Annotated in this window: 26 protein-coding genes and 1 tRNA gene; 15 read left to right on the forward strand and 12 right to left on the reverse strand. The window is 47.7% G+C overall.

Features of this window, described 5'->3' with window-relative positions:
* Positions 1 to 14: 14 nt before the first annotated feature.
* From NOC_RS00335 to gpmI, 7 genes are all read right to left on the reverse strand, one after another.
* Positions 15 to 1,292, reverse strand: coding sequence for a formylmethanofuran dehydrogenase subunit B (locus tag NOC_RS00335; RefSeq protein WP_002812230.1), 1,278 nt, complete (start codon positions 1,290 to 1,292; stop codon positions 15 to 17).
* Between the two features lie 187 nt (positions 1,293 to 1,479).
* Positions 1,480 to 2,085: an SPOR domain-containing protein gene (locus NOC_RS00340; protein ID WP_011330203.1), complete on the reverse strand. Its 606-nt coding sequence runs from the start codon at positions 2,083 to 2,085 to the stop codon at positions 1,480 to 1,482.
* A 3-nt stretch (positions 2,086 to 2,088) separates the two neighbouring features.
* Positions 2,089 to 3,846: an arginine--tRNA ligase gene (gene argS / locus NOC_RS00345; RefSeq protein WP_002813322.1), complete on the reverse strand. Its 1,758-nt coding sequence runs from the start codon at positions 3,844 to 3,846 to the stop codon at positions 2,089 to 2,091.
* A gap of 105 nt (positions 3,847 to 3,951) precedes the next feature.
* Positions 3,952 to 6,162, reverse strand: coding sequence for a primosomal protein N' (locus tag NOC_RS00350; RefSeq protein WP_002813849.1), 2,211 nt, complete (start codon positions 6,160 to 6,162; stop codon positions 3,952 to 3,954).
* A gap of 105 nt (positions 6,163 to 6,267) precedes the next feature.
* Positions 6,268 to 6,822 carry a DJ-1 family glyoxalase III gene (locus NOC_RS00355; RefSeq protein ID WP_002812228.1) on the reverse strand — a complete coding sequence of 185 codons (555 nt, stop codon included), beginning with the start codon at positions 6,820 to 6,822 and terminating at the stop codon, positions 6,268 to 6,270.
* A gap of 73 nt (positions 6,823 to 6,895) precedes the next feature.
* Complete coding sequence (locus tag NOC_RS00360; RefSeq protein ID WP_011330204.1) at positions 6,896 to 8,215, reverse strand: S41 family peptidase; 1,320 nt, start codon at positions 8,213 to 8,215, stop codon at positions 6,896 to 6,898.
* A gap of 411 nt (positions 8,216 to 8,626) precedes the next feature.
* On the reverse strand, positions 8,627 to 10,180 hold the full coding sequence (gene gpmI / locus NOC_RS00365; protein ID WP_011330205.1) for a 2,3-bisphosphoglycerate-independent phosphoglycerate mutase: 1,554 nt from the start codon (positions 10,178 to 10,180) through the stop codon (positions 8,627 to 8,629).
* A 655-nt stretch (positions 10,181 to 10,835) separates the two neighbouring features.
* Between gpmI and NOC_RS00370 the strand changes: the two genes are divergently transcribed.
* From NOC_RS00370 to NOC_RS00390, 5 genes are all read left to right on the forward strand, one after another.
* Entirely contained in the window at positions 10,836 to 11,582 is a 747-nt protein-coding gene (locus tag NOC_RS00370; RefSeq protein WP_002812587.1) for a rhodanese-like domain-containing protein, read from the forward strand.
* Between the two features lie 3 nt (positions 11,583 to 11,585).
* On the forward strand, positions 11,586 to 11,843 hold the full coding sequence (grxC, locus tag NOC_RS00375) for a glutaredoxin 3 (protein ID WP_011330206.1): 258 nt from the start codon (positions 11,586 to 11,588) through the stop codon (positions 11,841 to 11,843).
* A gap of 65 nt (positions 11,844 to 11,908) precedes the next feature.
* A complete protein-coding gene (secB, locus tag NOC_RS00380) occupies positions 11,909 to 12,403 on the forward strand; it encodes a protein-export chaperone SecB (protein WP_002813889.1) in 495 nt (164 codons plus the stop codon).
* Between the two features lie 10 nt (positions 12,404 to 12,413).
* On the forward strand, positions 12,414 to 13,448 hold the full coding sequence (locus tag NOC_RS00385; RefSeq protein ID WP_002812028.1) for an NAD(P)H-dependent glycerol-3-phosphate dehydrogenase: 1,035 nt from the start codon (positions 12,414 to 12,416) through the stop codon (positions 13,446 to 13,448).
* Between the two features lie 16 nt (positions 13,449 to 13,464).
* The gene (locus NOC_RS00390; protein WP_011330207.1) at positions 13,465 to 14,436 is read left to right on the forward strand and encodes a hypothetical protein; all 972 of its coding nucleotides are present in this window, start codon (positions 13,465 to 13,467) and stop codon (positions 14,434 to 14,436) included.
* Here NOC_RS00390 and NOC_RS00395 read toward each other — a convergent pair.
* The 3 genes from NOC_RS00395 to folB form a co-directional block, all read right to left on the reverse strand.
* Positions 14,431 to 15,564, reverse strand: coding sequence for a class I SAM-dependent methyltransferase (locus NOC_RS00395; RefSeq protein ID WP_370992010.1), 1,134 nt, complete (start codon positions 15,562 to 15,564; stop codon positions 14,431 to 14,433). The two genes, NOC_RS00390 and NOC_RS00395, sit on opposite strands and share 6 nt — an antisense overlap.
* A 137-nt stretch (positions 15,565 to 15,701) precedes the next feature.
* The gene (gene folK, locus NOC_RS00400) at positions 15,702 to 16,190 is read right to left on the reverse strand and encodes a 2-amino-4-hydroxy-6-hydroxymethyldihydropteridine diphosphokinase (protein ID WP_002814059.1); all 489 of its coding nucleotides are present in this window, start codon (positions 16,188 to 16,190) and stop codon (positions 15,702 to 15,704) included.
* A gap of 5 nt (positions 16,191 to 16,195) precedes the next feature.
* Complete coding sequence (folB, locus tag NOC_RS00405; protein WP_002814298.1) at positions 16,196 to 16,573, reverse strand: dihydroneopterin aldolase; 378 nt, start codon at positions 16,571 to 16,573, stop codon at positions 16,196 to 16,198.
* A 117-nt stretch (positions 16,574 to 16,690) separates the two neighbouring features.
* Here folB and plsY point away from each other — a divergent pair, with 117 nt between their 5' ends.
* Positions 16,691 to 17,284 (forward strand): glycerol-3-phosphate 1-O-acyltransferase PlsY, encoded by a 594-nt coding sequence (plsY, locus tag NOC_RS00410; protein ID WP_002812198.1) that lies wholly within the window; start codon positions 16,691 to 16,693, stop codon positions 17,282 to 17,284.
* Here the strand turns inward: plsY and tsaD are convergent.
* Both tsaD and NOC_RS17150 read right to left on the reverse strand, forming a co-directional pair.
* Positions 17,281 to 18,288 carry a tRNA (adenosine(37)-N6)-threonylcarbamoyltransferase complex transferase subunit TsaD gene (gene tsaD / locus NOC_RS00415; RefSeq protein WP_002812606.1) on the reverse strand — a complete coding sequence of 336 codons (1,008 nt, stop codon included), beginning with the start codon at positions 18,286 to 18,288 and terminating at the stop codon, positions 17,281 to 17,283. The two genes, plsY and tsaD, sit on opposite strands and share 4 nt — an antisense overlap.
* Positions 18,289 to 18,368: 80 nt before the next feature.
* A complete protein-coding gene (locus NOC_RS17150) occupies positions 18,369 to 18,587 on the reverse strand; it encodes a hypothetical protein (protein ID WP_155814699.1) in 219 nt (72 codons plus the stop codon).
* A gap of 118 nt (positions 18,588 to 18,705) precedes the next feature.
* Between NOC_RS17150 and rpsU the strand changes: the two genes are divergently transcribed.
* From rpsU to NOC_RS00460, 9 genes are all read left to right on the forward strand, one after another.
* Positions 18,706 to 18,921, forward strand: a complete 216-nt coding sequence (rpsU, locus tag NOC_RS00420; RefSeq protein ID WP_002813167.1) for a 30S ribosomal protein S21 — start codon at positions 18,706 to 18,708, stop codon at positions 18,919 to 18,921.
* A gap of 37 nt (positions 18,922 to 18,958) precedes the next feature.
* Positions 18,959 to 19,429: a GatB/YqeY domain-containing protein gene (locus NOC_RS00425; RefSeq protein WP_002812733.1), complete on the forward strand. Its 471-nt coding sequence runs from the start codon at positions 18,959 to 18,961 to the stop codon at positions 19,427 to 19,429.
* 106 nt (positions 19,430 to 19,535) lie between these two features.
* A complete protein-coding gene (dnaG, locus tag NOC_RS00430) occupies positions 19,536 to 21,260 on the forward strand; it encodes a DNA primase (RefSeq protein WP_011330208.1) in 1,725 nt (574 codons plus the stop codon).
* Between the two features lie 109 nt (positions 21,261 to 21,369).
* A complete protein-coding gene (gene rpoD, locus NOC_RS00435; protein ID WP_002814013.1) occupies positions 21,370 to 23,178 on the forward strand; it encodes an RNA polymerase sigma factor RpoD in 1,809 nt (602 codons plus the stop codon).
* 15 nt (positions 23,179 to 23,193) lie between these two features.
* Positions 23,194 to 23,269, forward strand: a tRNA-Ile gene (locus tag NOC_RS00440).
* 739 nt (positions 23,270 to 24,008) lie between these two features.
* Positions 24,009 to 24,764, forward strand: coding sequence for a tyrosine-type recombinase/integrase (locus NOC_RS00445; RefSeq protein WP_002812425.1), 756 nt, complete (start codon positions 24,009 to 24,011; stop codon positions 24,762 to 24,764).
* A 2-nt stretch (positions 24,765 to 24,766) separates the two neighbouring features.
* Positions 24,767 to 25,516 carry a hypothetical protein gene (locus NOC_RS00450; protein ID WP_011330209.1) on the forward strand — a complete coding sequence of 250 codons (750 nt, stop codon included), beginning with the start codon at positions 24,767 to 24,769 and terminating at the stop codon, positions 25,514 to 25,516.
* 58 nt (positions 25,517 to 25,574) lie between these two features.
* Positions 25,575 to 25,889 (forward strand): IS630 transposase-related protein, encoded by a 315-nt coding sequence (locus NOC_RS00455; RefSeq protein WP_168023431.1) that lies wholly within the window; start codon positions 25,575 to 25,577, stop codon positions 25,887 to 25,889.
* Position 25,890: 1 nt separating this feature from the next.
* Positions 25,891 to 26,388 carry an IS630 family transposase gene (locus NOC_RS00460; protein WP_011330422.1) on the forward strand — a complete coding sequence of 166 codons (498 nt, stop codon included), beginning with the start codon at positions 25,891 to 25,893 and terminating at the stop codon, positions 26,386 to 26,388.
* Positions 26,389 to 26,704 lie beyond the last annotated feature (316 nt).

Genomic DNA, 26,704 nt, shown 5'->3' on the forward strand with positions numbered 1-26,704 from the left:
AATGGGCTAGGAGATTAATAGCTGCGCTCGAGCATAGTATTAATAATTTTGGCAGTACTGGGAAGCCCTGAGTCCCGTAACTTACGCAGTGGTACGGCGATCACATTGTCGGTACGATAGGTGTGCCCTGCATGGTCGATTCCCGGTGTACCTATGGGGATAAAAACCTCTGGCACCTGAGTGAAATTCATGCCAGCCCGTCCCAATACTACTGTAGGGATAGAAGTTATTGGTGGCGTATCATCTTGATCAAACGCAGAGATCCAAATCAAGGTATCTGTTTCCCCTGATTCGAGGAGGCGCTTAGTATTGTAGTGGTAAGGATCGTAGTCTGGGTAGCCTCGGGCAAAGCTAATGGGTACAGGATAACCTGTTTGCCAAGTGCAAACCTGATTAGCCGCGGCCTGGCCATTCCGCCCGCCTAGAGGAAGTCCTGAGCAACGGCTTGTTTTATTAAGTGCCATAATGATTTCATAGAGCATCTGGGTAGTAAGCTCGGCATGGGGAAAAGTCCATTGTTCTGCCGCCCAGGTAATCACGCCATATTGGGCTTGCTTTAATCTATTTGCTAAAGCGGCTATTTTTTCCATTGTAATTCCTGCCACCGATTCGGCTTGCAGGGGGCGGCCAGCGACCTGGGCCCGCAGCACAGCCACTACTTCCGGAAGTTTTTCCTGCTTGCAGGGGATGATCAACGGAGCGTGACCATTCGGTCCGAAGGCTGCCTGCCCGCTGGGGGATTGGCCTAAATAGATAATTTCCCGCTGAGCGGTATCTTGGCCAAAGAGTGTTTCCGGATTCCAGATATAGCGTTCAAAAAAGCGGGGGAAGCAAGGCTCAATATCGCTGCCCACCACTAGCAAGAGATCGACCCGGTTTCTCACCTCTCCAAGGGTGGTAGTTATCCAGCCACCGGCTTGGAGGGCCAACATGTTACGTAGGGTCGCTTCAGAGTCCATATGATCGATTACCGCCCCGTAATAATCAGCAAGTGCTAATGCGGCCCGAACCCCCTCCACATCAGTGGCAAGGCCAGATATCAGGGGGAACCGCGATTGTCTAAGGAGTTTAACGGTCCGTGCGATCGCTGTCTCTAGGCGAGCTGTTTTACCTTGAATCTGGGGAGTGCTATCACCTATTTCCTGTTCAAAAGCGGGTTGGGTTACTGGGCAGCCGTTTTCTATGATTGTGAGGCGATTACCCTCTACTTTTACCTTAAGATCATCAGCTGCAATACCGCAAAAAGGACTTGGAACTTCCTCCCAGATTCCCGTTTGGGTATGGTAGAACATGATTTTTTTCAGCAGTATCTGAGATGCCTTTGGGATTTTATCATGGCCGATTAAATTCAGTATGGATTATTTCTTTCCCTTTTTTAGTCATGAATGCCTCCCTTGGAATAAGTTGATAGCATAGCCTAAGGAACCGATTTAAGAGTTACGCAATCGGAAGGAAATTTCGGTTACCTGTTTTTATCGATTAGGATTTAACTTTAAATAGTTGACATTCTATTTGGTTCTCGCGCAACTGTTGACGGATCTGCTGAAGTTTAGCGAGATTAGTGCTCGGACCAACTCGAACTCGGTGCCAAGTTTTACTGTTATCAATGGTTACGGTTTGAATGGCGGCTTCCACGCCCATCAGAGCCAAGTCAGCCTTACGTTTATCAGCTTGGGAATAACTGCGGAATGAGCCTGCCTGTATCACATAAGCTTCCGGGGATAGTGATTTGGATGGCGATGGTTGGGGTTTTGGGGTAAGTTCGGCTGACTCTTTGGGCGGAAGCTTCGGCTGCTGGTGGGAAGGCGGCAACTTAGGTTCCGATACCGCCGCCTCCATTTCCGGGAGCAAGGTATAGAATTCGAAATGGGGTGGCGGCTGCTCTGTACTAACCGTTTCCTTTGCTTGGGCGTTATTCTGGATTATTGGGTGGTTATTCCCATTTTTCTCCGCCCAAAAAAACCGGTCCTGAAGCATGGGCAGAAGGACTATCGAAGCGCCGATCAGCAATCCGGCAATAAGCCATGGCCAAGGCTTTGGCGTTTGGTGTGGAGAAATATACTGTCTACGTTTATGAGGGGGCATGGATTACATGGACTCCGGTGCCGAGACACCTAGTAAGGTTAGGCCATTTTTTATCACTTGCCGGGTCGCCGCAATTAGTGCCAGCCGGGCATCCCGCAGTTCAGGAATATCTACAAGAAAAGTATGGGCATTATAATAGGTATGAAAATCCCTAGCTAAATCCAGAAGGTAATAGGCTAATAGGTGAGGCGCACTTTGGATAGCAGCACTTTCAACAACTTCTGAATAGCAAGATAAGCGATCTAGGAGCGTAACTTCATGGGCTTCATTGAGTTTTCCCAAGTGTTCTCTGCCTTGTTCAGAGTTCCAAACAAATTCCCGTGTTTTAAGCTGGCGGAAAACGCTACAAATACGGGCGTGAGCGTATTGTACGTAATAAACCGGGTTTTCGTTGCTTTGGGATTTGGCCAATTCCAAATCAAAATCCATATGTTGCTCAGCGCCGCGCATGACGTAAAAAAAGCGGGCTGCGTCTTTCCCTACCTCTTGACACAATTCCCGTAAAGTCACGAATTCCCCGCTGCGTGTGGACATTTGTATTTTTTCTTTGCCTCGATAAAGAATCGCAAATTGGACTAGCTGGATATCGAGTTGTTGGAGATCGGCGCCAAGTGCTTGGAGGGAAGCTTTGATCCGCGGTATGTAGCCATGGTGATCAGCACCCCAAATGTCAATTATTTTATGATAGCCCTGTTCCAATTTACTTAAGTGGTAGGCGATATCCGAGGCGAAATAAGTGGGTTGGCCATTTTCCCGTATGACAACCCGATCCTTTTCATCGCCAAAATTAGTAGCATAAAACCACCAGGCGCCGGCTTTTTGGTAAAGATGACCCGCAGCCTTGAGCCGCTCTATTGCTATTTCTATCGCGCCCATCTCAGTGAGGTGGCGTTCGGAAAACCATGCGTCGTAGGTGACGCCAAATTTAGCCAAATCCTCACGGATACCTGCCAAAATCGTATTAAGCGCTTGCTCAAAAACCTTTTGATAACTATTTTTTCCCAGTAGGTTTTTTATCTTTTGAATAAGCGCGTCAAGGTATTTCTCTCGATCTCCGGTTGGAGCATCTGCTGGTAGTCCGGCCAGAATTTCTGTTGCCGAATGATGGGGAAGATCTTCTTCTCCGGCCTTAAGAGACCGGGCAATATTCCGAACGTACTCCCCTTGATAACCATTACTGGGAAAGGGCAGAGTTTCGCCACATAGCTCTAAGTACCGCAACCAGACACTAACGGCAAGAATGTCCATTTGGCGCCCGGCATCGTTGACATAGTACTCGCGGTGAACTTGGTAGCCTACAGCAGTCAGTAGGCGGGCTAGAGCATCGCCATAAGCAGCCCCCCGACCATGGCCTACGTGGAGAGGCCCGGTGGGATTGGCAGAGACGAATTCTAAGTGCACTGTTTTTCCGTGCCCTGTTCGGCATCTGCCAAAGGATTCTTTTTGCTCTAGCACCTGGGAAACGACTGCCTGAAAGGCAGGCAAAGCTAGAGTAAAATTAATAAAACCGGGGCCAGCGATATCAACTTTTTTCACCCAAGGATGCTCTGGCAAGCGAGCAACGATAAGATCGGCTAGCTTCTGCGGTTTTTGTCGGGCTTCCTTGGCTAGCACCATGGAAATATTGCTGGCAAAATCCCCATGGCTTTTATCCCGGGTTCGCTGGACTTGGATTTTATCTTTATTCCAACTGGACAGTATCCCCTCTTGCTGCAAAGAGGAGAGGGCGTCGGCAATAAGGTTCCAGAGGTGTTCTTTCAAGATGAAGGTCTTTTTTTAGTGATTGTCTTTTCGAAAAATATGAAATTCTAACCTGCCCGTTACTGAACGAAAAGAGGCTAGTTTGTGCTGCTTATTTTTAACAGTCTACATGAGATCGATAGGGTCCACATCTAATGACCATCGTACCTTCCGTGCTGCTTGGAGACGTTCTAGCGTGGGTATCCATGTGGTCAATAATCGTTGCAGCGGAGCACGAGCGCTTCCCTGGAGTAAAAGCTGGGCGCGGTAGCGGCCGGCTCGGCGCTCCATGGGAGCAGGCACGGGTCCTAGCAAGGTCACGCCATGGAGATTATGCGCCGTAGCCATGCTCCGCGCCATTTCAAGGAATTTCATGGGAGAGTCAGGGGATACAGCCCTGGCACGAAGTAGAGCGAGGTAACCATAGGGAGGAAAGCCAATTTGGCGGCGTTCTTCCAAGAGTATCTCGGCTACGTGCCGATACCCATGGCCTACTAGCGCCGTTAGTAAGGGATGCTCAGGGTGATGCGTTTGGATCAATACTTCGCCAGGCTTATTACCCCGGCCAGTCCGTCCTATTACCTGGAGAATAAGCTGAGACATATGCTCCCCAGCCCGAAAATCACTGCCAAACAGACCTTGGTCGGCGTCCAGAATTCCCGCCAAAGTGATATTGGGGTAGTGGTGCCCTTTTGCTAACATCTGAGTTCCAATCAGGAGACGGTATTTTCCATTATGGATACCATCGAGCATTTTATTCAAGGTGCCTGCCCGACGGGTGGTATCCCTGTCGACACGCGCAATCTCAATCTCTGGAAAAAAATGCTTGAGGCCTGCTTCCACCTGTTCTGTACCTAATCCCCGGGGACGCAAAAGAAGATTTCTACACTGAGGGCAGGAGGTGGGCAGGGAGCCTTCTGCCCCACAGTGGTGGCAACGTAATCGGTTAGTATGTTGATGAACAGTCATGTAAGCGTCACAGCGGTGGCAAGGCACGGCAAAGCCACATTCATGACAGATTAAAGTGGGAGCGAAACCACGCCGGTTAAGAAATAGCAGAGCCTGATTTCCCTGTCCTAAGTGATACCTCAATGCTGCAAGCAGAGGAGGAGAAAGTCCAAACTCTAACGGACGTGAACGGACGTCAAGTAGCTGAATTCGCGGTGTTTGTGCTGCCCCTGCCCGTTGTAATAATTGTAATAAATGGTAGCGTTGCCGCTTGACATTATCGAGACTTTCCAAGGAGGGCGTTGCACTGCCTAATATAATGGGTATTTTGGTTTGGTATGCTCGCATGATGGCGAGATCCCGGGCATGGTAGTGAAATCCTTCCTGTTGTTTAAAGGAAGAATCGTGCTCTTCATCAATAATAATTATTCCAAGCCGCGGGAGAGGGGCCCATATTGCTGAACGAGTACCGATAACCACTGGAGTTTTGCCCTCGTAAGCAGCAAGCCAGGCGGCTAAACGCTCTCGGTCACTGAGGGCGGAATGCAAAACTGTGATAGGAGTTTGAAGATAGCGGTGAAAGCGTTCCACCATTTGGGGAGTCAATCCGATCTCTGGAATGAGTACTAGAGCCTGCCGGCTTTTAGCAATGATCTCTTCGATGGCCCGTAGATAGACTTCTGTTTTACCGCTGCCTGTCACGCCTTCCAGTAAGAAAGGCCGAAATTTCTGCTGAGATGCGAGAATAGTGGTAACAGCCGCTTTCTGAGCGTCATTGAGTGGATGTCTAAGATGCTCTTTGGAAGGGGGGATGCTCTTGTAGATAGGTTTCTCTTGAGAATACACCCAACCCTTAGCGATTAGACTACGAAGGCTGCTCTGATAGGTACCCAATTGGGCCTTGATTTGGGATGAAGTTAAGCCCTCTGGGTGATAGCGTAATAATTCCACAAGCTGCTGTTGCCGGGGTGCGCGGCTAAGAATCGTCGCATCTGTGGTGCAGTCTTTAGAGCTTAAAAGCCATTGCCGATAGATAGGAGAGGTGGCGGGCTTTCCTTGGCGTAGAAGTTGGGGTAAAGCAGAAAAAAAGACTTCTCCAGGGGAGTGGTGGTAATAACTAGCGGCCCAAGTAAGAAGCTGGAGCAGAGAGTTGGGAACGACGGGGGTTTTGTCCAGGCAGTATTGAGCTCGTCTCAATTTGCTGGTTTCGATCTCGCTTTGAGATGCGATTGTTACTAAGATACCGATCAGGGTGCGTCTGCCAAAAGGAACTTGTAAACGTATACCTGGTTGCAATTGTTGGTACGGAGTTTTAGCTGGCGGGAGATAATCAAAGTAGCGTCGCAGGGGGGAAGGAATAGCTAAACGCAGGATAGGAGGTACTGCCATTAGGTTATTGCGGCGGGATTGTCCCGCTTGATTATTATATGCTAAAAGAAATTTAAGTGCGGAGTGAACATTGAGAGGGCCACCGTGAATTTTATAGGCCGTATTTTATGCCGGACGTTGCAAAGTTTCCTCAACTTCGTTGCGGGTTCCTCCGCCAACTAGAAGTTCAATCAAAGTCAGAGCAAAATCCATTGCCGTTCCTGGCCCTTTTGAAGTAACGACGCAACCGTCTACCACGACTGCTTGATCTTCCAAGGTGGTGGTGGGCAGGTCAAGTTTGTCAAGGAAACCCGGGTAACCCGTTGCGCGTTTGCTAGCAAGCAGTCCCGTACTCGCAAGTACGGTAGGGGCAGCGCAGATAGCTGCCGTAATCTTTCCGCGTTCTGCAGTACGCTTTAATAAAGCGCGAATGCGACGATCCCCATTGAGATTATCAGCCCCCGGCTGACCCCCTGGTAATACTACCATGTCAAATTCTTGTTGAAATACTTTATCTAAGGAGGTGTCAGGGAGCAAGCGGGTGCCACGGCTAGCCGTTACCACCTGTTCATCAAGACCCGCCGTGACCACCTGTATTCCCCCACGCCTAAGCAAATCAATGAGTGTGACCGCTTCAAGCTCTTCACAACCTTGAGCCAAGGGAATAAGTACCTTAACCACCGAATGGTCTCCTTTTTTTATCCATAGAAGGTTTTACGGAACTTCCCTGTTTTTCAGCTCCAGTCGCCTTAACTTATCGGTATTGCTGGCTTGCCGCTATGCTTAATCCCTTGAGTAAATTTAAGGCTTCATACAAAGGATAGTCTTCCGTGGCGAGAGAAGTTTTCTTAACTTTTTCTGTGCTTTCTTTTTTCTCTTCTGCTTTACGTCCATTGCTAAGGTGTCGGGAAAGATTCGCTTCTCTGACCGGGTTAATATCGGAGAGAGCAGAGGCTGAAACTTTCACGCTTTCAAGCTCAATATCCGGGATAATCCCTTCGGCTTGGATAGAGCGACCCGATGGAGTGTAATAGCGGGCAGTAGTGAGTTTCAAAGCGGTATTTTCCGTAAGGGGTAAAATGGTTTGCACCGATCCTTTACCAAAGGTACGTGAGCCTACCACTATTGCTCGGTGGTGATCTTGAAGAGCTCCCGAAACAATCTCAGAAGCAGAGGCTGAGCCTCCATTTACTAAAATTACTATAGGCGACCCTTTCAGGGCATCACCAGAGGTAGCCCGAAATTTCTGCTTCGATTCCAGATCCCTGCCCTCTGTATAGACAATGATACCTTTTTCCAAAAAGGCATCGGAGACTTCTATTGCGGCACTGAGAACGCCTCCTGGATTGTTACGTAAGTCTAGAACTAGACCTTTAAGTTTTCCACCGTTTTCCTTTTTTAATTTTTCAATAGCTTTTTGCAGATTAGATGCCGTTTCGGTTTGGAACTGACTAATACGGAGATAACCATAGCCCTCTTCTAAGGTCCTATTTTTAACGCTTTTAACTTTGATGATGGCGCGGGTGATGGTAAATTTTAAGGGTTGCTCTTCACCCTCTCGGATAATGGTCAAGAGAATATCTGTGCCTGGTTTACCTCGCATTCGCTGTACCGCGTCACTAAGGCTCATACCCTTTACCGGTGTATCATCAATACGGACAATAAGATCTCCAGCGTTGATGCCCGCCTTCTGGGCAGGGGTATCATCGATAGGAGCAACCACGCGGACAAAGCCATCTTCCATGCCAACTTCGATACCAAGCCCTCCGAATTCACCAGAAGTTCCAATGCGTAATTCCTTGTAAGCTTCAGGATCGAGGTAAGCGGAATGGGGGTCTAAGCCGGTCAGCATACCGCGAATAGAATCTTCAATCAGCGTTTTATCGTCTACAATTTCAACGTAACTACGCTTAATTTGCCCAAATACTTCTGAAAAGGCCCGTAGCTCCTCCAGGGGTAAAGCTTCGGGTCTATTTTCCGAGCGTTCGGCTAGGACCATTGGCCCAAAAACCAAGCTTACACCCAGAACAAGTCCCAAAGTTATTATTAGTAAATCACGTTTTGAGAAAGGCATGTATCGCTCCTGCGAGAAAGCGCTTAATCCAGACAGATAGAGGATATATTTCGGGAGCTAAATTTATAGCGCCCTCTAGTTTTGAGAATAGCTATTTTGTTTGCTAAAGTTGTATCTAGCATGATGTGTGATGGTCGTTCTAGTAGTCATTTGACCGTTTAAATCAAGATGGTTTCATTAGTCGAGAACGTAATTAATGATTGGGCAATATTCCCTTGGATCTGGGAGTGAACTTCAAGGTAGATATGTGCCTACCAGCAGCCGTTGCTGCTGCCAGCTCAGGCTATTTTTCTCTAGTATCGTCCTAATCTCCGATTCTCTTAAAAAGCAGCTGGTTATATTCTATAGTAGAGTTATGGCTGCTGCCCACTATATAATAGCTCCTCTGGCTATGAGCAATGTCCGAGAATTCTATGGAGATGATAATTCTATCAGACGATGTTCGCTCATCTCGGGCGGTGGCTTAATATTCATCAGATAAAGCATGGTTGGGGTCACATCCGCAAGGCTACCATTTGCGCTGGCGATAGCAGCTCGCTCGCTGACAAAGATAAAGGGAACCGCATTATGGGTATGGGCCGTGTGAGGTTGCTGATACTGCGCATTGTACATTTTTTCAGCATTACCATGATCAGCGGTAATGATCAACTCACCACCTGCAGACTGAAGAGCGGCCCATACCCGTCCTAGGCATTGATCAATAGTCTCAATCGCTTTGACCGTAGCGTTAAAATCCCCCGTGTGTCCAACCATATCTGGATTGGCATAATTACAGATAATAACATCATACTTGTCGCTTTCGATTGCTTTTACAATATTATCTGTGACTTCCACCGCACTCATTTCTGGTTTTTGATCATATGTGTCAACTTGAGGCGAAGGAATAAGAATTCTATCTTCCCCCTCAAACGGCTGTTCCCTTCCTCCGTTGAAGAAAAAGGTAACATGAGCATATTTTTCGGTCTCTGCAATTCGTAATTGATGCAGCCCCAATTTAGCGAGTACCTGGCCAAAGGTATTTTGGGGTTTCTCACTTGGGAATGCCACTGGAATATCAAATTCCTTGCTATATTCCGTGAGGCTTACAAACTGGGCTAATTTTGGCCAGTAGAGACGTTCAAAGCCGGTAAAATCAGGCTCAATAAAGGCGCGCGTGATCTGCCGGGCACGGTCGGAGCGGAAATTCATAAATATGATGACATCTCCATCCTTTACTTGTACCGGTGCTTTACCGGAAGGCACTATTCGAGTGGCCTGCACAAATTCATCGGTCTCGCCCCGTTCATAGGCCATGGCTAAAGCCTGTTTAGCACTTTCGGCCTCATACTCCGCCTGACCAGTAGCAATAAGATTATAGGCGGCCTGAATACGGGGCCAGCGATGATCCCGATCCATTCCATAATAACGGCCGATTAGGGAGGCAAAACGACCCTTGCCAAGCTCGGTAAATTTGGCCTGCATGGCTAGAATAGAGGCTTGGGCGCTCTTGGGAGCAGTGTCCCGGCCATCGAGAAAAGCATGTAAGTAAACTTCCTGGCAGCGACGCTTTATTGCCAATTCTACCATGGCGTGAATATGGTCTTCGTGACAGTGAATTCCGCTAGGAGAGAGTAAACCCAAAATATGGATAGCTTTATCTGATTTAACAGCTCTATCAACAGCCTCGGTGAGCGTGTGGTTAGTAAAAAAAGAGCCCGTACGGAGTGCGCGATTGACTCGGGTATATTCTTGGTAGATGACACGCCCCGAACCTAAATTAAGATGGCCCACTTCAGAGTTACCCATTTGCTCATTGGGTAAGCCCACTTCAGCGCCAGAGGCGCGGATTATAGTATGGGGATACCGATCCCATAGGGTATCCCAGATAGGTGTGTGGGCAGCGTGGATAGCATTAGAAGCCGTTTCTTCGCTATAACCCCATCCATCTAAGATGAGCAAGGCCAAAGGTCTAGGAGGTGTTGACATAGCGGTTTCTTAAATACACCCTCAAATTTATGGCAAAAAATCCTTAGGTGGCAAATGATACATGGTTTTTTAATATCCGTGTATAATAGTCGGCTTTGGTAAATCAGCGATTTTGCCCAAATTTCAGGCACACAGGCATATAGAGTATATATAATAGATAGTAACTTACTTGTATGTTCCAAAGTGATACGCTAGATCCAGGGCGGCTCTACGGACATCGGTCTATTAGTTTTAAAGTTCTGAGGCTACTTTTTATTTTGCCAAAAGAAATCTTAACTTTGCCGAAGGGAAAAGGGGTTAGCCCGCATTCATGTAACGATGTTCTCGATCTCTTATTTTATCAAAAGCGGTACTAGTATGCCCGGTCGGGTAGGCTGGTAGGGAGCTAGTGACAGTATCAAGCAAACTCTAAGTGCCCTACAGGCGGTTTTCTTTTCTTAAAATCCTCGCCATTTTTTAAATAATGCAAGGCGTCCAATGATAATGTCTGCCTTCTTTTAAGGTTATGCTCATTCCTTGTATTTCAATGATTGAAATGATTAAAGCAGGTTTTTTGCCATCCACGCCCCTGATACGATGCGACTACAAAATCTCTTAGAGAATTTGCTGATCATCAAAGTCTGAGTAGCCGATAGTATAAAAACAGGATAATTAAATGGATACCACTCGCCTTTTCGAATTTCTTACCAACCACTGGACGTTGTCACTGTTGCTTGTAGTTATTTTGCTTGCATTGGTTATTGATCCACTGCTACGCCGGCTACGCGGGATTAGAATGGCGTCCGCGGTTGAAATTACGCGATTGATCAATCAGGAAAACGCTCAAGTCGTTGATATCCGGGAAGAGAAGGAATTTGAAAAAGAGCATATTCTTGATTCTTTGAACGTTCCTTTCTCTAAATTTTTTAAGCGTTTAGACGGTTTGGGAGATTTTAAGGGCCGTCCCTTGGTGGTGATATGGGGGATGGGGCAGCGAGCATTGTATGTTGCTGGAAAGCTGAGTCGGCAAGGTCATAAGACTATTTATGTGCTCCATGGTGGAATCGAAGCTTGGAAGCAGGCAAATATGCCTTTGTTTAGTGGTAGCACTAAAATCAAAGCAAAGGCTCAGACCGAAGCACCTGCTCAAACCGAAGCACCTGCTCAAACCGAAGCACCTGCTCAAACCGAAGCACCTGCTCAAACCGAAGCACCCGCTCAAACCGAAGCACCCGCTCAAACCGAAGCACCCGCTCAAACCGAAGCACCCGCTCAAACCGAAGCACCCGCTCAAACCGAAGCACCCGCTCAGACCGATGCACCCGCTTGGACCGAAGCCGGCAATAAGCCTAGAATTAGCAAAAATACTAACGGCAACAAAAAGTCTAAGAGGCGCAAAAAGGCAAAGACTAGAAGGAGTTAAGCAGTGCCAAAAGTTGTCATGTATGCCACCCTATGGTGCCCTTACTGTATTGGGGCCCGGCGCTTGTTGGATAGTAAGGGAATTGATTATACAGAGATACGCGTTGATCTTGAGCCGGAGCAGCGGGCCGTTATGATTAATAAAAGCCACCGTCGAACGGTACCCCAGATATTTATTAATGATCAACCTATTGGTGGCTATGATGAGTTAGCGCAACTAGAACGGGCAAGGGAACTTGATGTCCTACTAGGGCTTGCTTGAGATTAGGCAATAAGTCTGGGGGAGACATTTATTTTAGGTATAAGCTATTTTGATAGGATGGACTAATGGCAGAAGACAGTACAAACCAACAAACCAGCGAGCAAGGCCAGCAAGCCCAATTCGCTATCCAAAAAATTTATGTTAAAGATCTTTCTTTCGAAACGCCTAATTCTCCTCATATCTTTAACCAGGAACAGGAATGGAAGCCTGAGTTCAATCTTCAACTTAGTAATAAGAATCAACGTATCGCTGAAAATGTACATGAGGTGGTATTGTCGCTTACTGTGACGGCCAAGCTTGGTGACCAAACGGCCTTTCTTGTTGAGGTTCACCAAGCAGGTATTTTTATGCTCAATGGTTATGGTGAGGAGAGCCTAGGATCTTTGCTGGGTAGTTATTGTCCTAACATTTTATTTCCTTTTGCCCGGGAGGTGGTCGCGGATCTAGTGACGAAGGGCGGCTTTCCACCACTACTCTTGGCTCCGGTCAATTTTGATGCACTCTATGCGCAACAGCAGCAACAGCGTCAATCAGCCGGGGCGGCTGAAGTCCGCCATTAAATTTTAATTAATGGCTCTACCCGTGGCGCTTCAAAATGATAAGGAAAATTTAAGAACCTTAGTGGTAGGGGGTGGTTCCTGGGGTACTGCTTTAGCCATTTTGCTAGCTCGTAATCGGGTACCTACTCTACTATGGGCGCGGGATTTGGCACAGGTGTCCGCCATGATCATTACTCGCCGGAATGATCGTTACTTACCCCAGGTACCTTTTCCTCCCTCTCTAGAACCTATTACTGACTTAGAGGGAGCTTTATCCCAAACGAAGCAGGTGCTTGTAGCAGTACCAAGCTGTGGTTTTCGGCCAATATTAGAGCGTTTAGCTGGACATTTATCCAGCCACGTTCCTCTAATCTGGGCAACCAAGGGTTTGGAGCCGGGCACTGGCCGGCTGTTGCATGAGGTGGTGCTGGAACTCTTAGGTTCTGGGTGGCCTATGGCGGTGATGTCAGGGCCTACTTTTGCTCATGAAGTAGTTGCAGGGCTGCCCACCGCAGTGACGGTAGCCGCTACCGAATCAGAGATTGCTACCTGTTTTGCCCGCAGCCTTCATGGAGATACCTTTCGAGTTTATACTAGCGATGACTTAATCGGTGTGCAATTAGGTGGAGCGGTAAAAAATGTGCTTGCCATTGCCGCTGGCATTAGCGACGGCTTGGGATTTGGTGCAAATACTCGAGCAGCTTTAATTACCCGTGGGCTTACTGAGTTGGTGCGTTTTGCCCTTGCCTGGGGGGGGCAGAGGGAAACCTTAATGGGGTTATCAGGATTAGGTGATTTAGTATTGACATGCACTGATGATCAATCTCGTAACCGGCGCCTTGGCCTAGCTTTAGCCCAGGGAAAACGATTGGACGAAGCTTTAACGCTTATTGGCCAAGCAGTGGAGGGAGCAGCTGCCGCCAAAGTCGTGGTGGCAAGAGCCAAACAACTTGCAGTCGAGATGCCTATTGCAGAGCAAGTCTACCAGGTATTGTACGCTGGACGGCACCCTCGGCAGGCAGTTGAGGTTCTTTGTCGCCGGGAACAAAAACCTGAATATGCATAAATGGGATATTTTCTTAATGAAAAGCGATAATTGCTGCCAATTCTTGTGGTTAAAATTATCTTTTATTTGCTTCCTTATTTTATGCTTAATAGCTTGCGGTGGTGATTCAGCAATCAAAGAGGAAGCTGGTGGCAGCAAAGAAGGCTCCATTCTTTGGCAGGCAGGCGAGCAATACGTCCGTCTCACCTCCAGCGATGGCGCGGTAGGTAATCAGCATCCAGCAGCGGTGACTCCAGAAGAGATGCGTATTGTTCTGGAGTCACTTTTTGTTCCCGAGCGGCGTTTTATCACGAAAAAACTAAACCCTATTTTTTCGCCAGCAGAGGTTCAAGTACTTAGTACGGCCTTGAGCCAAGGTTTGGCTTTAGCCCGGCCCAATCAAGATATTACCTTTGTGAGTATTGGCACTCATCAGGGGACCTTTGCCAAGGTCCGTAAAGCCAATACGGGACGGGTCTTTTTTAGAGATGGTAAGCTCAATATTATTTTTGGGATGCTTCATGATGAAGTCCGTGACCAGGATCGCCAGACGGGTGAAGAGATTGATCGGCGCTTGCACCCCTTTGTGGTCGGTTCCCGTCTTTTTGAGACGAAGCTTCCTAATGTTATAGCTTTGGGAGAGGGTAAAGCATTTTACTTAGACCCGGAGAGTGGTGAAGAACGAGAGGATTGGTTAGTGTTAGATATTCCCACTCTCGTTACCAACGCCAAGGTCGATCCTAATATTCCAGGGGAGCAACAGGTTGATTCGTCACTGGCAGAGAATATTAAGCGCAGTAAGCAGGAGACTCAAAATCTCAAGGAAGATCTTGTTAAGGTCAAAGAAGTCTTATTTGAGCTTAAGGAAGAGTTGCTAGAGCTCCAGCAGGGAGGTGGTTACGCTACGATTGAGGCGCGCCTTCAATCATTGAAGAATCTTTATGATAATGAACTCATTAGCAGTGATGAATACCGCGCCAAGCGTCAAGGATTACTGAATGAGTTATAGGCGGGCCCGCCGATCCCGCAAATTAAAACCTAATAGGGGCTGGTTAATTTCCCGGGTTAGGGCGAGGGCCTTAAAAAGTTCACCCATCTCGCTGGGGAGAACAAGGCGCTTGATCTGTTGGCTGGTTTCCAAAGCCTGCTTCTCCCCTGCTGCGATTTCGGTCGCAGCTAGTTTATCCAAACCGCAGGCCAGCAAGAAATCGGCTTGCGTACAATACCCGGCCACCCTAAGCCCACTACTATGGCCTGCTTCGGCAAGAGCAGTAAAATCCACATGGGTAGTGATATCTTGTAACCCCGCCATGATTAGTGGATTGGGATGGGCCTGGTGGCGATAATGGCACATCAGAGTGCCCATCATTCGCTCTGGATGATAGTACTCATGCCGAGGAAAGCCATAGTCAATGATGAGGAGCATCCCCTTCCGCAATCGATGGGCGATTTCAGTAGTCCAGCCTTCCATAGCTAAATTAATTTCAGATTCGTAGCTATTTACATGTTTAAGAAGCAGGCGTATTTTGGCAATGCGATCTTTCAGGAGGGGATGACTTAAAGGGCCTTTTTTCCAGACAAACTTGCCTTTCTCGTAGCCTACGTAGCGTTCCCAGTCGTACCCGTTTTCAAGCTGGAAGCAGTGCGTAGGCATGGCATCGCACACCTCATTAGCTAGAATAAAGCCGTCAATTCTGTCGGGTAGTCGATCTAGCCAACTTACTCTTGAGGCGAGGAGGGGTACTCGCTGGTAGAGTGTTTCCTGTTGGCGATGACGCAAATCGGCACTAAGTTCCAAGATAAAATACCGTTCCGGTAGATTACCGCTAAGGTTTAGTTCACTAAGTAAATCCGCAGCTAGGCGGCCTGATCCAGCCCCAAATTCTAAAATATCGCCTGTTCCAAGCAGCTCAAATATCTGCTGACATTGGCGAGAGATGCAGCGGGCAAAAAGAGGGGATAGCTCCGGAGCGGTAATAAAATCGCCGAAAGTACCTAGCTTATGGAGACCCGCCATGTAATAACCTAAACCCGGCGTATAAAGCGCTAGTTCCATAAAGCGAGCAAAGGGGATTTGGCCGCCTGCTTGCTCAATGGTCGTTTGGATCACGTTTTCCAATTTTTGGCTATGAGCCAAGGCTATCGGCTCAGGGTGGGGAAAAAAATCTTTTTGAACGCGGCGCATAGGTTATGGAGAATAGAGTTACTATTTAGTTTTGTTTGTCTCTAGGCTTTTTTCTAGGTGGATCGTGAGCCGTCAGGTAGAACAACAGCTTATAGCTCTAACTCAACTGGCCATAAACGGTTTAAAGGTTTATCGAACGCAGCCCAGAGATCAGCATAACGTTTGCTTAGCACGGGGTGAGGTAAGTGGGGCGCAATTTCTGCAAGGGGTTGTAGGACAAAGGCATAATCAAGTGTATCATCCCGTGGTACTTGGAGACCCGGCTCATCAATCACTAAGTTATCATAAAGCAGAAGATCCAGATCGAGAGCCCGTGGACCAAAGCGGGGACCGTCGCGTTTGCGGCCACAGGCATGTTCAATCTCGTGGAGCGCACGGGTGATAATTCGAGGCGCTTCATCTGTATCGAATCCAACGACTAAATTGTAAAAATTATCGCCTTGAAATCCCACCGCCTCGCTTTCAAATACCCGTGAAATGATAAGGGGTCCATAGCTGCAGCGCAGCGCATTGACTCCAGCACGAATATTATTCTCTCGGTTGATATTGCTGCCAATGCTGATATATGCGCGGGCCATAATGTTCAGGGGTGTGAAGTCATTTCTGGCTCTGGTTGGCGCCGTTCGATAATGATTCCTACCCCTTGAGCGCCGCGTATGGCACCTTGCTTATCTACTTTAAGACGTAGCCATGAAACGCCAAATTCAGTCAGGATAATCTGTGCCGCCTGTTCCGCCAGTGTTTCCACTAATAAAAATTCACTATTGCTGACAAAATTTATTAGCCGTTTAGCAATAGCTTTGTAGTCAAGCGCATCCTCGATATTATCGCTGGCTGCGGCTTTAGCTACATTCGTAGCCATTTCCAAATCTAGACAGACCGTCTGTTTGATTCGGCGTTCCCAGTCATAAATACCAATGATGGTATCAATACGTAAGTCGTTTAAATAAACGATATCCATTGGATTTAATGCTTAAATAGTAGTATAAGCCGATGATACAGAGTATCAATATAATAAGCAGCTTTAGTTTATTAGAGAGCCTTTAGGGTTTCAGCCAAAAAAGCAGTTAATCATAACATGTTGACCATTTTAGTTCTGGTGATAGGGGGCTATTTTGTAGGTTCCCTTTCTAGCGCCATTATCGTGGCACGATTGGCAGGTTTGGGGGATCCACGGACTCAGGGATCGGGAAATCCTGGCGCAACCAATATCTTGCGTTTAGGCAGTAAGCGACTTGCGGGGATAGTTCTCCTGGGAGATGCGCTGAAGGGTTTTTTGCCTGTATGGCTAGCACAGGAAGTCGGTGCTAATGCCTGGGCGGTCGCGGGTGTAGGATTAGCAGCTTTTTGGGGCCATCTCTATCCTGTGTTTTTCGGGTTTCGTGGTGGCAAGGGAGTAGCTACCGGGTTGGGAGTTTTGTTAGGATTTTCCTGGTCCCTTGCCCTAGCAGTGCTAGGAATTTGGTTATCAATATTTTGGTGTTGGCGAATTTCATCTCTTTCGGCATTGTGCGCTGCTATACTTGCTCCTTTTTTGGCTTGGTGGCTGGTACCGGATTCTGCAATCCGATTCGCTGTTGTCCTTCTAGCAATATTTTTACTCTGGCGTCACCAAGATAATATCCGCCGTTTGCTTAGTGGCCAGGAAGATCGCGCGAGTAAACAGAATTAAATTTCCGGCAGCGTATCTAAGGGCCATCTTGCCCGAACGCTAAATCCGGAGCTGGTTTGTTCTCCTGCTAGCAGGCGCTGACAGCCTGCAAAAGCGATCATTGCCCCGTTATCAGTACAAAAAGCTAATCGCGGGTAATAAACTTGGACATTTTCTTGGGTTCCCATGGCTTTAAGTCGCTGTCGAAGTGCTTGGTTGGCGCTAACCCCGCCGGCAACGACCAGGCGGTTGAGTCCTGTTTGTTGCAGGGCCCGCCGACATTTGACAGTAAGGGTGTCTACGACGGCATCTTGAAAGGCCCGGGCAATATCGGCGGCAGCTTCAGAGCCATTTTTATGCAGGGTATTGAGAGCATAGGTTTTTAACCCACTAAAGCTAAAGTTTAACCCTGGGCGGTCGAGCATAGGGCGCGGGAAATAAAAACGGTCAGGATTTCCCTGTTCAGCAAGTTTAGCCAGGGCGGGTCCCCCTGGATACCCGAGTTGAAGCAGCTTCGCCGTCTTATCAAAAGCTTCCCCAACCGCGTCATCCAGGGACTCTCCGAGTATCCGATAAGCGCCGATACGGTTGACCGTAACCAGCATGGTATGGCCACCGGAAATAAGGAGGGCGCAAAAGGGGAAACCGGGGGGATTGGGTTCTAATAGAGGGGAGAGTAAATGTCCTTCCATGTGATGGACAGCGATTGCCGGTTTGCCCAAAGCCCAGGCCAAGCTACGACCCACGGCAGCACCGACTAATAAAGCGCCGATTAACCCTGGACCTCCCGTATAGGCAACGCCATCAATGTCCTCCTTGTTAAGGCCAGCCTGGTTTAACACCTTGCGAAGCAGAGGCAGTAATTTGCGAATGTGATCTCGAGAGGCTAATTCTGGAACGACCCCACCGTAGCCTGCATGTAGTTTTGCCTGACTATGGAGGATATCGGCCAATAGTCCCTGTTTACTGTCAAAAACGGCTACCCCTGTTTCATCGCAGGAAGTTTCTATTCCAAGTACGCGCACAAGTTTACGATTGGAGTTTCGCCATGACTCATTTCAATTTTGTTCCTACAAAAACCTCATCAGCCTGGAAAATTCGCGCTTCAATGGGTGCCTGGGGCTGGCCACGACTTAGCGCGCAAGGCCCTCGGTTGGGTATTACCCTCCACGCGCATCACTTCCCCTCCTACCGAGGGTAGGTCGCGCTCTTGGCAACAGGGAAAATATACCGTGAATTGTTGGCGAAACACAAGCCATGTCGGCCCTCGCGCTCGATGCGCCGCTTCACTTCGCACTCTCGCTGGGGGGCGTTCATCATCCATGGAGAACCCCAAGGCTAGAAATAATTAAATTAGCAATTCCCTTTTGCATTTTCTACCCATTATCCGTAGAATCCCCGAACTTTAACCTATTTTTTAGTAGATTAACAGAGGAGACTATATGCCAAGCGTACGACTAAAAGAAAATGAGCCTTTTGATGTAGCCATCCGCCGATTCAAGCGGACTTGCGAGAAGGCCGGCGTTCTGTCGGAGGTTCGCCGCCGGGAATTCTACGAAAAGCCTACGGCTGTTCGCAAGCGTAAAGCGGCCGCCGCCGTTAAGCGTTCAATGAAAAAATTAGCGCGAGAACGGGCTCGCCGCACCCGGCTCTATTAAATTTATTTTGCTTGCAGGGTATAATTGAGGAATTTTTATGGTTGCTGATGGGAGTCCACTTAAGGCGCGTTTGCAGGAAGAAGTGAAGATTGCCATGCGAGCCAAGGATAAGGCTCGGTTGGGAATTTTGCGGATGGTAATGGCGGCCCTCAAGCAATTTGAAGTGGATACTCGCAAGCCTCTAGATGATGCGCAAGTTATTGCGTTGCTGGATAAAATGCTGAAGCAACGGCGTGAGTCCTTGGCGCAATATGAGGCTGCGGGAAGGACGGATTTGGCTGAAAAGGAGCGCTTTGAGGAAGAAGTGATTCAGAGTTATATGCCAACGCCGCTTAGCGAAGTTGAAGTCGAGCAGCTCATCGAAGAAGCGATCAGCCAGTGTCAGGCAACCACAGCCAGGGATATGGGAAAAGTGATGGCGCTACTTAAGCCAAATTTACAAGGCCGCGCCGATATGGCGGTGGCCAGCGCCAAGGTTAAGGCGCGATTAGAAGCAATATCCAGTTAAATTTAAATTAATTCCCTCGACAATTTTTGAATGCTCCGCTATTTTTTAGTAGAGAGGCACCGTTTTGCCGCTCTATATGCGCCTATTTCCATGCCTAGGTAATTGGATGCCTATGGGAGAGCGGATCCCGCAAGAATTTATTGATGAACTGGTGGCTCGTACGGATATCGTGGAATTAATTGATTCCCGTGTTCCTTTGCGTAAAGCAAGCCACAATTATGTGGCTTGCTGCCCTTTTCACAATGAAAAGACCCCGTCTTTTACGGTGAGTCCCCAGAAACAGTTCTATTATTGCTTTGGTTGCAGTGTTCATGGGACGGCCATTGGTTTTTTGATGGCGTTCGACCGCCTTAGTTTTATCGAGGCGGTAGAAGAACTGGCGCAACGAGCGGGAATGATGGTTCCCCAAAGCTCGAAGCAACAAGACTACTACAATCGGCACCAAGGCTTATATGAAGTACTGGCCTGTGCCGCCGAGTTTTATCAGCAGCAGCTGGAGGCTAGTGCCTATCAAGGGCAGGTTAAGGCTTATTTGCGGGAACGAGGTCTAAGTGGCCCTATTATTGCCGAATTTGGACTAGGTTTTGCTCCGCCCCGCTGGAATGCTTTATTACATTATACCCGGCCCTCCCTTAAATCTTACCTTCAGGCAGCGGGTTTAACGATCAGCAAAGGCGAGGATCGTTACTATGATCGGTTTCGAGATCGTTTAATATTCCCCATTCATGATTATCGGGGCCGGGTAATTGGTTTCGGCGGCCGTCTTTTGGGTGATGGCTCTCCAAAATATCTTAATTCACCTGAAACAGCGTTGTTTCATAAAGGACGAGAGCTTTATGGCTTGTATCAGGTACGAAAGTCCCTCCACCGCTGCGATAGGTTGTTGGTGGTGGAAGGATACATGGATGTTTTGGCCCTAGCAGAGCATAAAATTCGCTATGCAGTCGCGACTTTAGGGACAGCAACGACTTCGGATCATTTGACTCGCTTGTTCCGGATAACGCCAGCGGTCATATTTTGCTTTGATGGCGATCGGGCAGGTTACCAAGCAGCCTGGCGGGCGCTAGAAACGGCACTGCCTTTGCTTAGTCAAGGGCGACAGGTACAGTTTATGTTTTTACCCCAAGGGGAAGATCCCGATACTATGGTACGTGCTGAGGGGCAGACGGCTTTTGAAGCGCGCTTGGCAGAGGCCGTGCCGCTATCTGATTTTTTGTTAAATAATTTGCGGCAGAAGGTTAATCTTAGCAGTGTGGATGGATGCGCGCGTTTGGTGGAACTTGCCCGACCCCTCCTAGCTCGTATCCCACCGGGAGTTTATCAAGATATGCTGCTTGCGCGTCTAGCGGAACTCGCCCAGATAGAGCAGACAACGCTTATTCGCCACTTGAGTCCAGGAAAGAAACCTACGGCGGTGCCTCTTCGGCGATTGGAGCAAGGTGCCGCGTCTCCAACACGACGGGCAGTAGCCATTTTGCTTCAACGGCCTAAGATGATTCAATGGGTAGATAAGAATTTATCTCTTAGGGGACTAGAAGGTGCAGGGGCAGAATTACTTCAGAAACTAGTTGATTTATTGCAAAACAATCCACATCTAAATACGGCTGCCCTCCTTGAACGCTGGCGGGATTCAGAAATGGGCCGGTATCTGGAGCAATTAGCCGGCTGGGAGTTGCTTTTGACTGACGAGGATATGGTATTGGAGTTACAAGCTGCTTTAGAGCGTTTGCAGGTACAGGGGGCAGAGCAGCGGATAATAACTCTTTCCAATCAGCCTTCCTTGACGGGAGCAGAGCAACGAGAGTTGCTTGCTCTGCTGGCGGAAAAATAAATCTATCGGATATATTTAATCTATCCTGGATATTAAAGGCGTCAATAGCGTATAATAAGAAGATTTGGTTTTCGGTTTATCCGGTAGCTTTTTTTGGGCCATTAATTGTATGTTGAAAATTATGGAACAAGATCGTCAGTCACAATTGAAACTTTTGATCGCAAGGGGTAAGGATCGGGGTTATCTATCCTATAGCGAGGTAAACGATCACCTGCCCGACGACGTGATCGATCCGGAGCAAATTGAAGACATTATTACAATGTTCAACGATATGGGTATCTCCGTGCATGAGGATATGGCGGAAGCCGATGCCCTAGCAATTATGGATACCGCCGTTGCCGACGATGAGGTGGCTGAGGAGGCTGCTGCTGCTCTGGTCTCGGTGGATGGAGAGTTTGCCCGAACTTCGGATCCGGTCCGTATGTATATGCGGGAAATGGGCAGCGTTGAGCTTTTGACTCGGGAAGGGGAGATCAGCATCGCTAAGCGAATCGAAGAGGGAATGCGGCAAGTTTATACCGCTCTTTCTCGTTTTCCAGGCAGCGTGGCTGAATTATTGTGTCAATACGAAAAAGTGGAGGCGGATGAAATCCGCTTGGCTGATGTGATTTCCGGGTTTCAGGAATCAGAGGAAGCGGATTTAAAGGAATCTGCTGCAGAAGAAGCTTCCGTCTCTTCCGAAGGTAGCACGGAGGAGGAAGAAAGTGATAATGGCCTTGATCTAGATAGAGTCCGGGAACAGTTTACTCAACTACGGGAGTTGTATGAGCGGTATCAGGCGGCTGATCTCAAGGATAATGATAGAGCGCTAGCTGAACTGAGCGAGTGCTTTCTTCAGCTTAAGCTTGTGCCTCGTTTATCTCAACGGTTGATAGAAAATCTTCGCGGAGTAGTGGCAGAAATTCGTGTGCTTGAACGGAGCATCATGAAAATTGCGGTGAATTCGGCTCAGATGCCCCGCAAAGATTTTCTGTCTTCGTTCCAGAAACAAGAAACCAACCTAAACTGGGTAGAAAAGCATATCCGGGCAAAAAAGCATTATTCTTCCGTACTCAGAAAACAAGGGGACGCAATTCAGAAAGCCCAAGAAAAGCTCATAGTCTTAGAGCAAAGGGCCGGTATGAGTATTACCCAGATTAAGGAGATTAACCGTTCCCTATCTATTGGAGAAGCACGGGCCCGGCGGGCTAAAAAAGAGATGGTCGAGGCTAATTTGCGCTTGGTCATTTCGATTGCCAAAAAATATACCAACCGTGGTCTCCAGTTTCTGGATCTGATCCAGGAAGGCAACATTGGTCTCATGAAGGCCGTTGATAAATTTGAATACCGCCGTGGTTACAAGTTTTCTACCTATGCGACTTGGTGGATACGGCAGGCAATTACCCGTTCTATCGCTGATCAGGCTCGGACCATCCGTATTCCGGTACATATGATTGAAACCATCAATAAGCTCAACCGCGTTTCTCGTCAGATGCTACAAGAGATGGGTCGAGAGCCAACCCCCGATGAGTTGGCAGAACGGGTGGAGATGCCAAAAGATAAAGTGCGGAAGGTCCTTAAGATTGCCAGGGAACCCATCTCCATGGAAACGCCTATTGGTGACGATGAGGATTCCCATTTAGGGGATTTTGTCGAGGACGCTGCTGTCATATCTCCGCCTGATTCGGCGATCTTCTCCGGGCTGAGGGAAACTACACAGTTAATATTAGCCGGTTTAACTCCCCGCGAGGCTAAAGTGCTGCGGATGCGTTTTGGGATTGATATGAATACGGATCATACCTTGGAAGAAGTAGGTAAGCAGTTTGATGTAACCCGGGAGAGAATTCGGCAGATTGAGGCTAAGGCTCTACGTAAATTGCGCCATCCTTCCCGTTCGGAGCAGCTTCGTAGTTTTTTGGATATAGAAAATAACAACTAACGGAAGTTTTTATTGGGGCCTATAGCTCAGTCGGTAGAGCAGGGGACTCATAATCCCTTGGTCGCAGGTTCGAGTCCTGCTGGGCCCACCAAATAAACCAAAGGCTTGCATAAATTTAATCTTTTTCTTTTGTGTTATGGGACACTGTTGGGGCATTCAGTAGTAGCAACTCCCTTAATAATCCACTCTCGTTTTCCTCTCTAGCATTCTTTCTTTCTCTTTGAAAATAACCCTTTTGGGATGAAAGTGTCCCATGAGTGTCCATTTTTATTTTACACCCACTAAATTTTATTAAAAAAACAAATATATACATATATAAGCCAGGGGATATGATGTCCTTTGTTGTTTTTTGTGGTGGTTTGTTATTAGGGTATAGCCATTAATTTACAGGGTAAAAATAATATCCTTAAGGTTTTAACAACTTGGTATGGAGTTGTCCGGACTATGGTTGCATATCTGTTCCTGCCAGATAGGATCTCCTCTGTAGCTTAGAGAGGGTAATCATCGCTACCATCGAAACACGCCACACTAAAGAGGGTAAAGTTGCCTATCGGGTCAAAATCCGATTAAAGGGACATCCTCCCCAGACAGCTACTTTCGAACGTAAGTCCGACGCTAAGCGTTGGACCCAACAAACCGAAGCTGCTATCCGTGAAGGCCGTCACTTTAAGACGGTAAAGGCTACACGCCATACACTCGGCGAACTCATTGACCGTTATATTCGAGACATTCTCCCCCGCAAGCCTAAAAGCCAGGTTAAGCAAACGCTACAACTGAGGTGGTGGAAAGAGCAGCTCGGCCATCTTCTGCTTGCAGATGTCACCCTGGCATTGATTGCGGAGTGCCGAGACAAGCTGGCAAGCGGAAATATTACCCGGTACAACCAAAAAAACTCGGGAGGTCAGCGCAGCCCGGGGAGCGTCAATCGTTATCTGGCCGCGTTGAGTCATACCTTTACCATCGCGGTTAAAGAGTGGGGTTGGCTAGAAGACAGCCCTATGGGGCGTATTTCCAAACTGAAGGAGCCAAGAGGACGGGTGCGTTTCCTTTCGGACAGTGAGAGGGAAAGGCTGCTGAAAGCCTGCCGAGGGAGTTCTAATTCCTTTCTTTATCCGGCCGTGGTATTGGCCTTATCCACTGGTGCAAGGCGGATGGAGATCATGGCGTTGCGCTGGCGCAATGTAGACTTGCAGCGAGGTCTAATCAGCCTTCATGAAACAAAAAACGGAGAGCGTCGAGCTTTACCTTTAGCAGGCCATGCTTTGGATTGCGTTAAACGCTTAAGCAAAGTACGCCAAATTGACACTGATTTGCTGTTTCCCAGCAACCACAATCCCCAGCAGCCCCTCGATTTGCGAAAGCCATGGGAAATTGCTTTAAAGCAAGCCGGCATTGAAGATTTTCGCTGGCATGACTTACGCCATAGTGCCGCTTCTTATCTTGCCATGAATGGGGCCACACTCGCTGAAATTGCCGAGGTATTGGGCCATAAGACCCTCCAGATGGTAAAGCGTTATGCACATTTTTCGGAAACTCACACCGCCCGCGTAGTCGCAAGCATGAATGCCAAGATATTTGGGGAGTAAGAATGTCAAATTCAATTGGGAGGCCACTACCAAACTGCCGCCATCTTCGATCCTTACCTCTCCCGAGCATAGCTCAGTATTGGGCGATCGAAACAGGAACCAATCCTAGCGATAACCTTCGTGATCTGGCCTTCGCCGTACATTGTTGGCTATTGTGTGAGAAGGAATTTAGATCAGCTTATCGTAAATCAGGTGATCCTAAATTTCTTGAGGCCGTTCTTCCCAATAACAAAGAAAAGTTGGAACAGATCGGAGAAGCCTTAAAAAAGCTTTACCTGGATAATATCCTTGATGCGCAGATTGAGCAAACTCTTGCTGCAATTACAATTTATGCCGAGGATATAAAGGATTGGTGCCAACGCAATCACCGGCCGTTGCCCCGGTTCTGGTTTCCCCTTTCTGAGGCTGCAGCTAGCCATGAGTCCGGTTCATATCAGCCATCACCGAAAAAGTTGATAGCCGAAGCAGAGGAAGTTGGTAAAAATCTCTCAGGGGTACTAAAAGCAAGCGATAAAATGCCCGTGGATCCTCCCAGGAAGCGATCATTAATTATTCCAAGCACTGCAAATCAATATAATACTAAAGATAAAAAATCTTACCTGAATATCGAACTTGTGAGGCGAACATACGATCACCTATGTGAAACTCAAAAAGATAGGCATTTAGCTCCCAAGGAAGAATTGGCATTTGTTATTAATAAGCCCGCTCACTTTGATACTGACAAAATTATAGAGCTATATCTAAATTTATAGATATTGAGACATTTGTGTTATATTCATTCATACTGTTGTGACGAGATGTTCAATTGATTTGCGCAAACGAGTAATCGATTTTGTAAGGGGCGGTGGAAGCAAGGCGGAAGCGGCCCGGAGATTTCAGGTAGGCCGCGCGAGCATTTATCGCTGGTTGTCGCAGGATGATGCGCTGTGTTACGAGCGTCCCGGCCCTCGCCGTTCACACAAGCTGGACTGGGAGGCTTTACGGGTCCATGTGGAAGACAAGGCTGATCTCACCTATAAAGAACGCGCCCGGCATTTTGGCGTTTCGTATTACTGTATTTGGCATGCGATGCACAAAATGGGGTTAACCCGTAAAAAAAATGACGGGGTACACGCAGCGCTGTAATATGAAAAGAAAGAGCTTTCTTCGTCTTCGTGAACGCTATCGCCGCCGCGGCAAAAGATTTGTCTATCTTGATGAAAGCGGTTTTGAGCCGGAGGTTTCCCGTCGTTACGCTTACGCTCCAAAGGGGCGGCGTGTTTATGGTCTGATCTCCGGTCATCGCAGACCGCGAACCTCTTTATTGGCCGCCCGTATGGATGAAGGCTTTGAAGCGCCGTTTCTATTTGAGGGAACCTGTAACACGGCTGTGTTCAATGCATGGCTGGAAAAAGAGCTTTGCCCCTTGCTCAACAGCAACCACATTGTCATCATGGATAATGCTCCGTTCCACAAAGCCGTTTCTTCACGTGAAATCATCAAAAAAACAGGGGCGGGAATTTTATTCCTCCCCCCTTATTCCCCTGACTTTAACCCCATAGAAAAAGACTTCGGAAATATCAAAAAAATCAGAGAATACAACGAACACGAAACCCTTGAGAATATCGTTGCAGCGTATCAGTAATTATAGATTTAGCTATAGATAAGCGATTTGGTAGTGTTGCTGAGCAGCTACGTGAAGTAAATCATTTTGAATGGAAAACCAAGGCGGGAAGTATAAGCAGAATGAGTCTAAAATCCATCCAAGAGTGTATAAGAAAGTACAAACGAGAACTTAATATATATTGAATATACTTTCTTAATTTTTACCCCATCCCTCTCGCCTGAATTAAGCATCTTCATATAAACCGATTCAGGTAAATTTTTATCCATTCCGCAGCAGAATTGGGGTTACTGAGTAGAGAATGTTAAAACCCCTTTGATGTCCTACTATGAATCTT

It is taken from the genome of Nitrosococcus oceani ATCC 19707, from assembly GCF_000012805.1.
In the GTDB taxonomy this organism is placed as follows: domain Bacteria; phylum Pseudomonadota; class Gammaproteobacteria; order Nitrosococcales; family Nitrosococcaceae; genus Nitrosococcus; species Nitrosococcus oceani.

Excerpts from the sequence above, each read along its gene's own strand:
- NOC_RS00335 (WP_002812230.1), bottom strand. The coding sequence starts at position 1,292 with ATGTTCTACCATACCCAAACGGGAATCTGGGAGGAAGTTCCAAGTCCT.
- NOC_RS00340 (WP_011330203.1), bottom strand. The coding sequence starts at position 2,085 with ATGCCCCCTCATAAACGTAGACAGTATATTTCTCCACACCAAACGCCA.
- NOC_RS00350 (WP_002813849.1), bottom strand. The coding sequence starts at position 6,162 with ATGGCAGTACCTCCTATCCTGCGTTTAGCTATTCCTTCCCCCCTGCGA.
- NOC_RS00360 (WP_011330204.1), bottom strand. The coding sequence starts at position 8,215 with ATGCCTTTCTCAAAACGTGATTTACTAATAATAACTTTGGGACTTGTT.
- gpmI (WP_011330205.1), bottom strand. The coding sequence starts at position 10,180 with ATGTCAACACCTCCTAGACCTTTGGCCTTGCTCATCTTAGATGGATGG.
- NOC_RS00370 (WP_002812587.1), top strand. The coding sequence starts at position 10,836 with ATGGATACCACTCGCCTTTTCGAATTTCTTACCAACCACTGGACGTTG.
- secB (WP_002813889.1), top strand. The coding sequence starts at position 11,909 with ATGGCAGAAGACAGTACAAACCAACAAACCAGCGAGCAAGGCCAGCAA.
- NOC_RS00385 (WP_002812028.1), top strand. The coding sequence starts at position 12,414 with ATGGCTCTACCCGTGGCGCTTCAAAATGATAAGGAAAATTTAAGAACC.
- NOC_RS00390 (WP_011330207.1), top strand. The coding sequence starts at position 13,465 with ATGAAAAGCGATAATTGCTGCCAATTCTTGTGGTTAAAATTATCTTTT.
- folK (WP_002814059.1), bottom strand. The coding sequence starts at position 16,190 with ATGGCCCGCGCATATATCAGCATTGGCAGCAATATCAACCGAGAGAAT.
- folB (WP_002814298.1), bottom strand. The coding sequence starts at position 16,573 with ATGGATATCGTTTATTTAAACGACTTACGTATTGATACCATCATTGGT.
- plsY (WP_002812198.1), top strand. The coding sequence starts at position 16,691 with ATGTTGACCATTTTAGTTCTGGTGATAGGGGGCTATTTTGTAGGTTCC.
- NOC_RS17150 (WP_155814699.1), bottom strand. The coding sequence starts at position 18,587 with ATGGATGATGAACGCCCCCCAGCGAGAGTGCGAAGTGAAGCGGCGCAT.
- rpsU (WP_002813167.1), top strand. The coding sequence starts at position 18,706 with ATGCCAAGCGTACGACTAAAAGAAAATGAGCCTTTTGATGTAGCCATC.
- NOC_RS00425 (WP_002812733.1), top strand. The coding sequence starts at position 18,959 with ATGGTTGCTGATGGGAGTCCACTTAAGGCGCGTTTGCAGGAAGAAGTG.
- dnaG (WP_011330208.1), top strand. The coding sequence starts at position 19,536 with ATGCCTATGGGAGAGCGGATCCCGCAAGAATTTATTGATGAACTGGTG.
- rpoD (WP_002814013.1), top strand. The coding sequence starts at position 21,370 with ATGTTGAAAATTATGGAACAAGATCGTCAGTCACAATTGAAACTTTTG.
- NOC_RS00450 (WP_011330209.1), top strand. The coding sequence starts at position 24,767 with ATGTCAAATTCAATTGGGAGGCCACTACCAAACTGCCGCCATCTTCGA.
- NOC_RS00460 (WP_011330422.1), top strand. The coding sequence starts at position 25,891 with ATGAAAAGAAAGAGCTTTCTTCGTCTTCGTGAACGCTATCGCCGCCGC.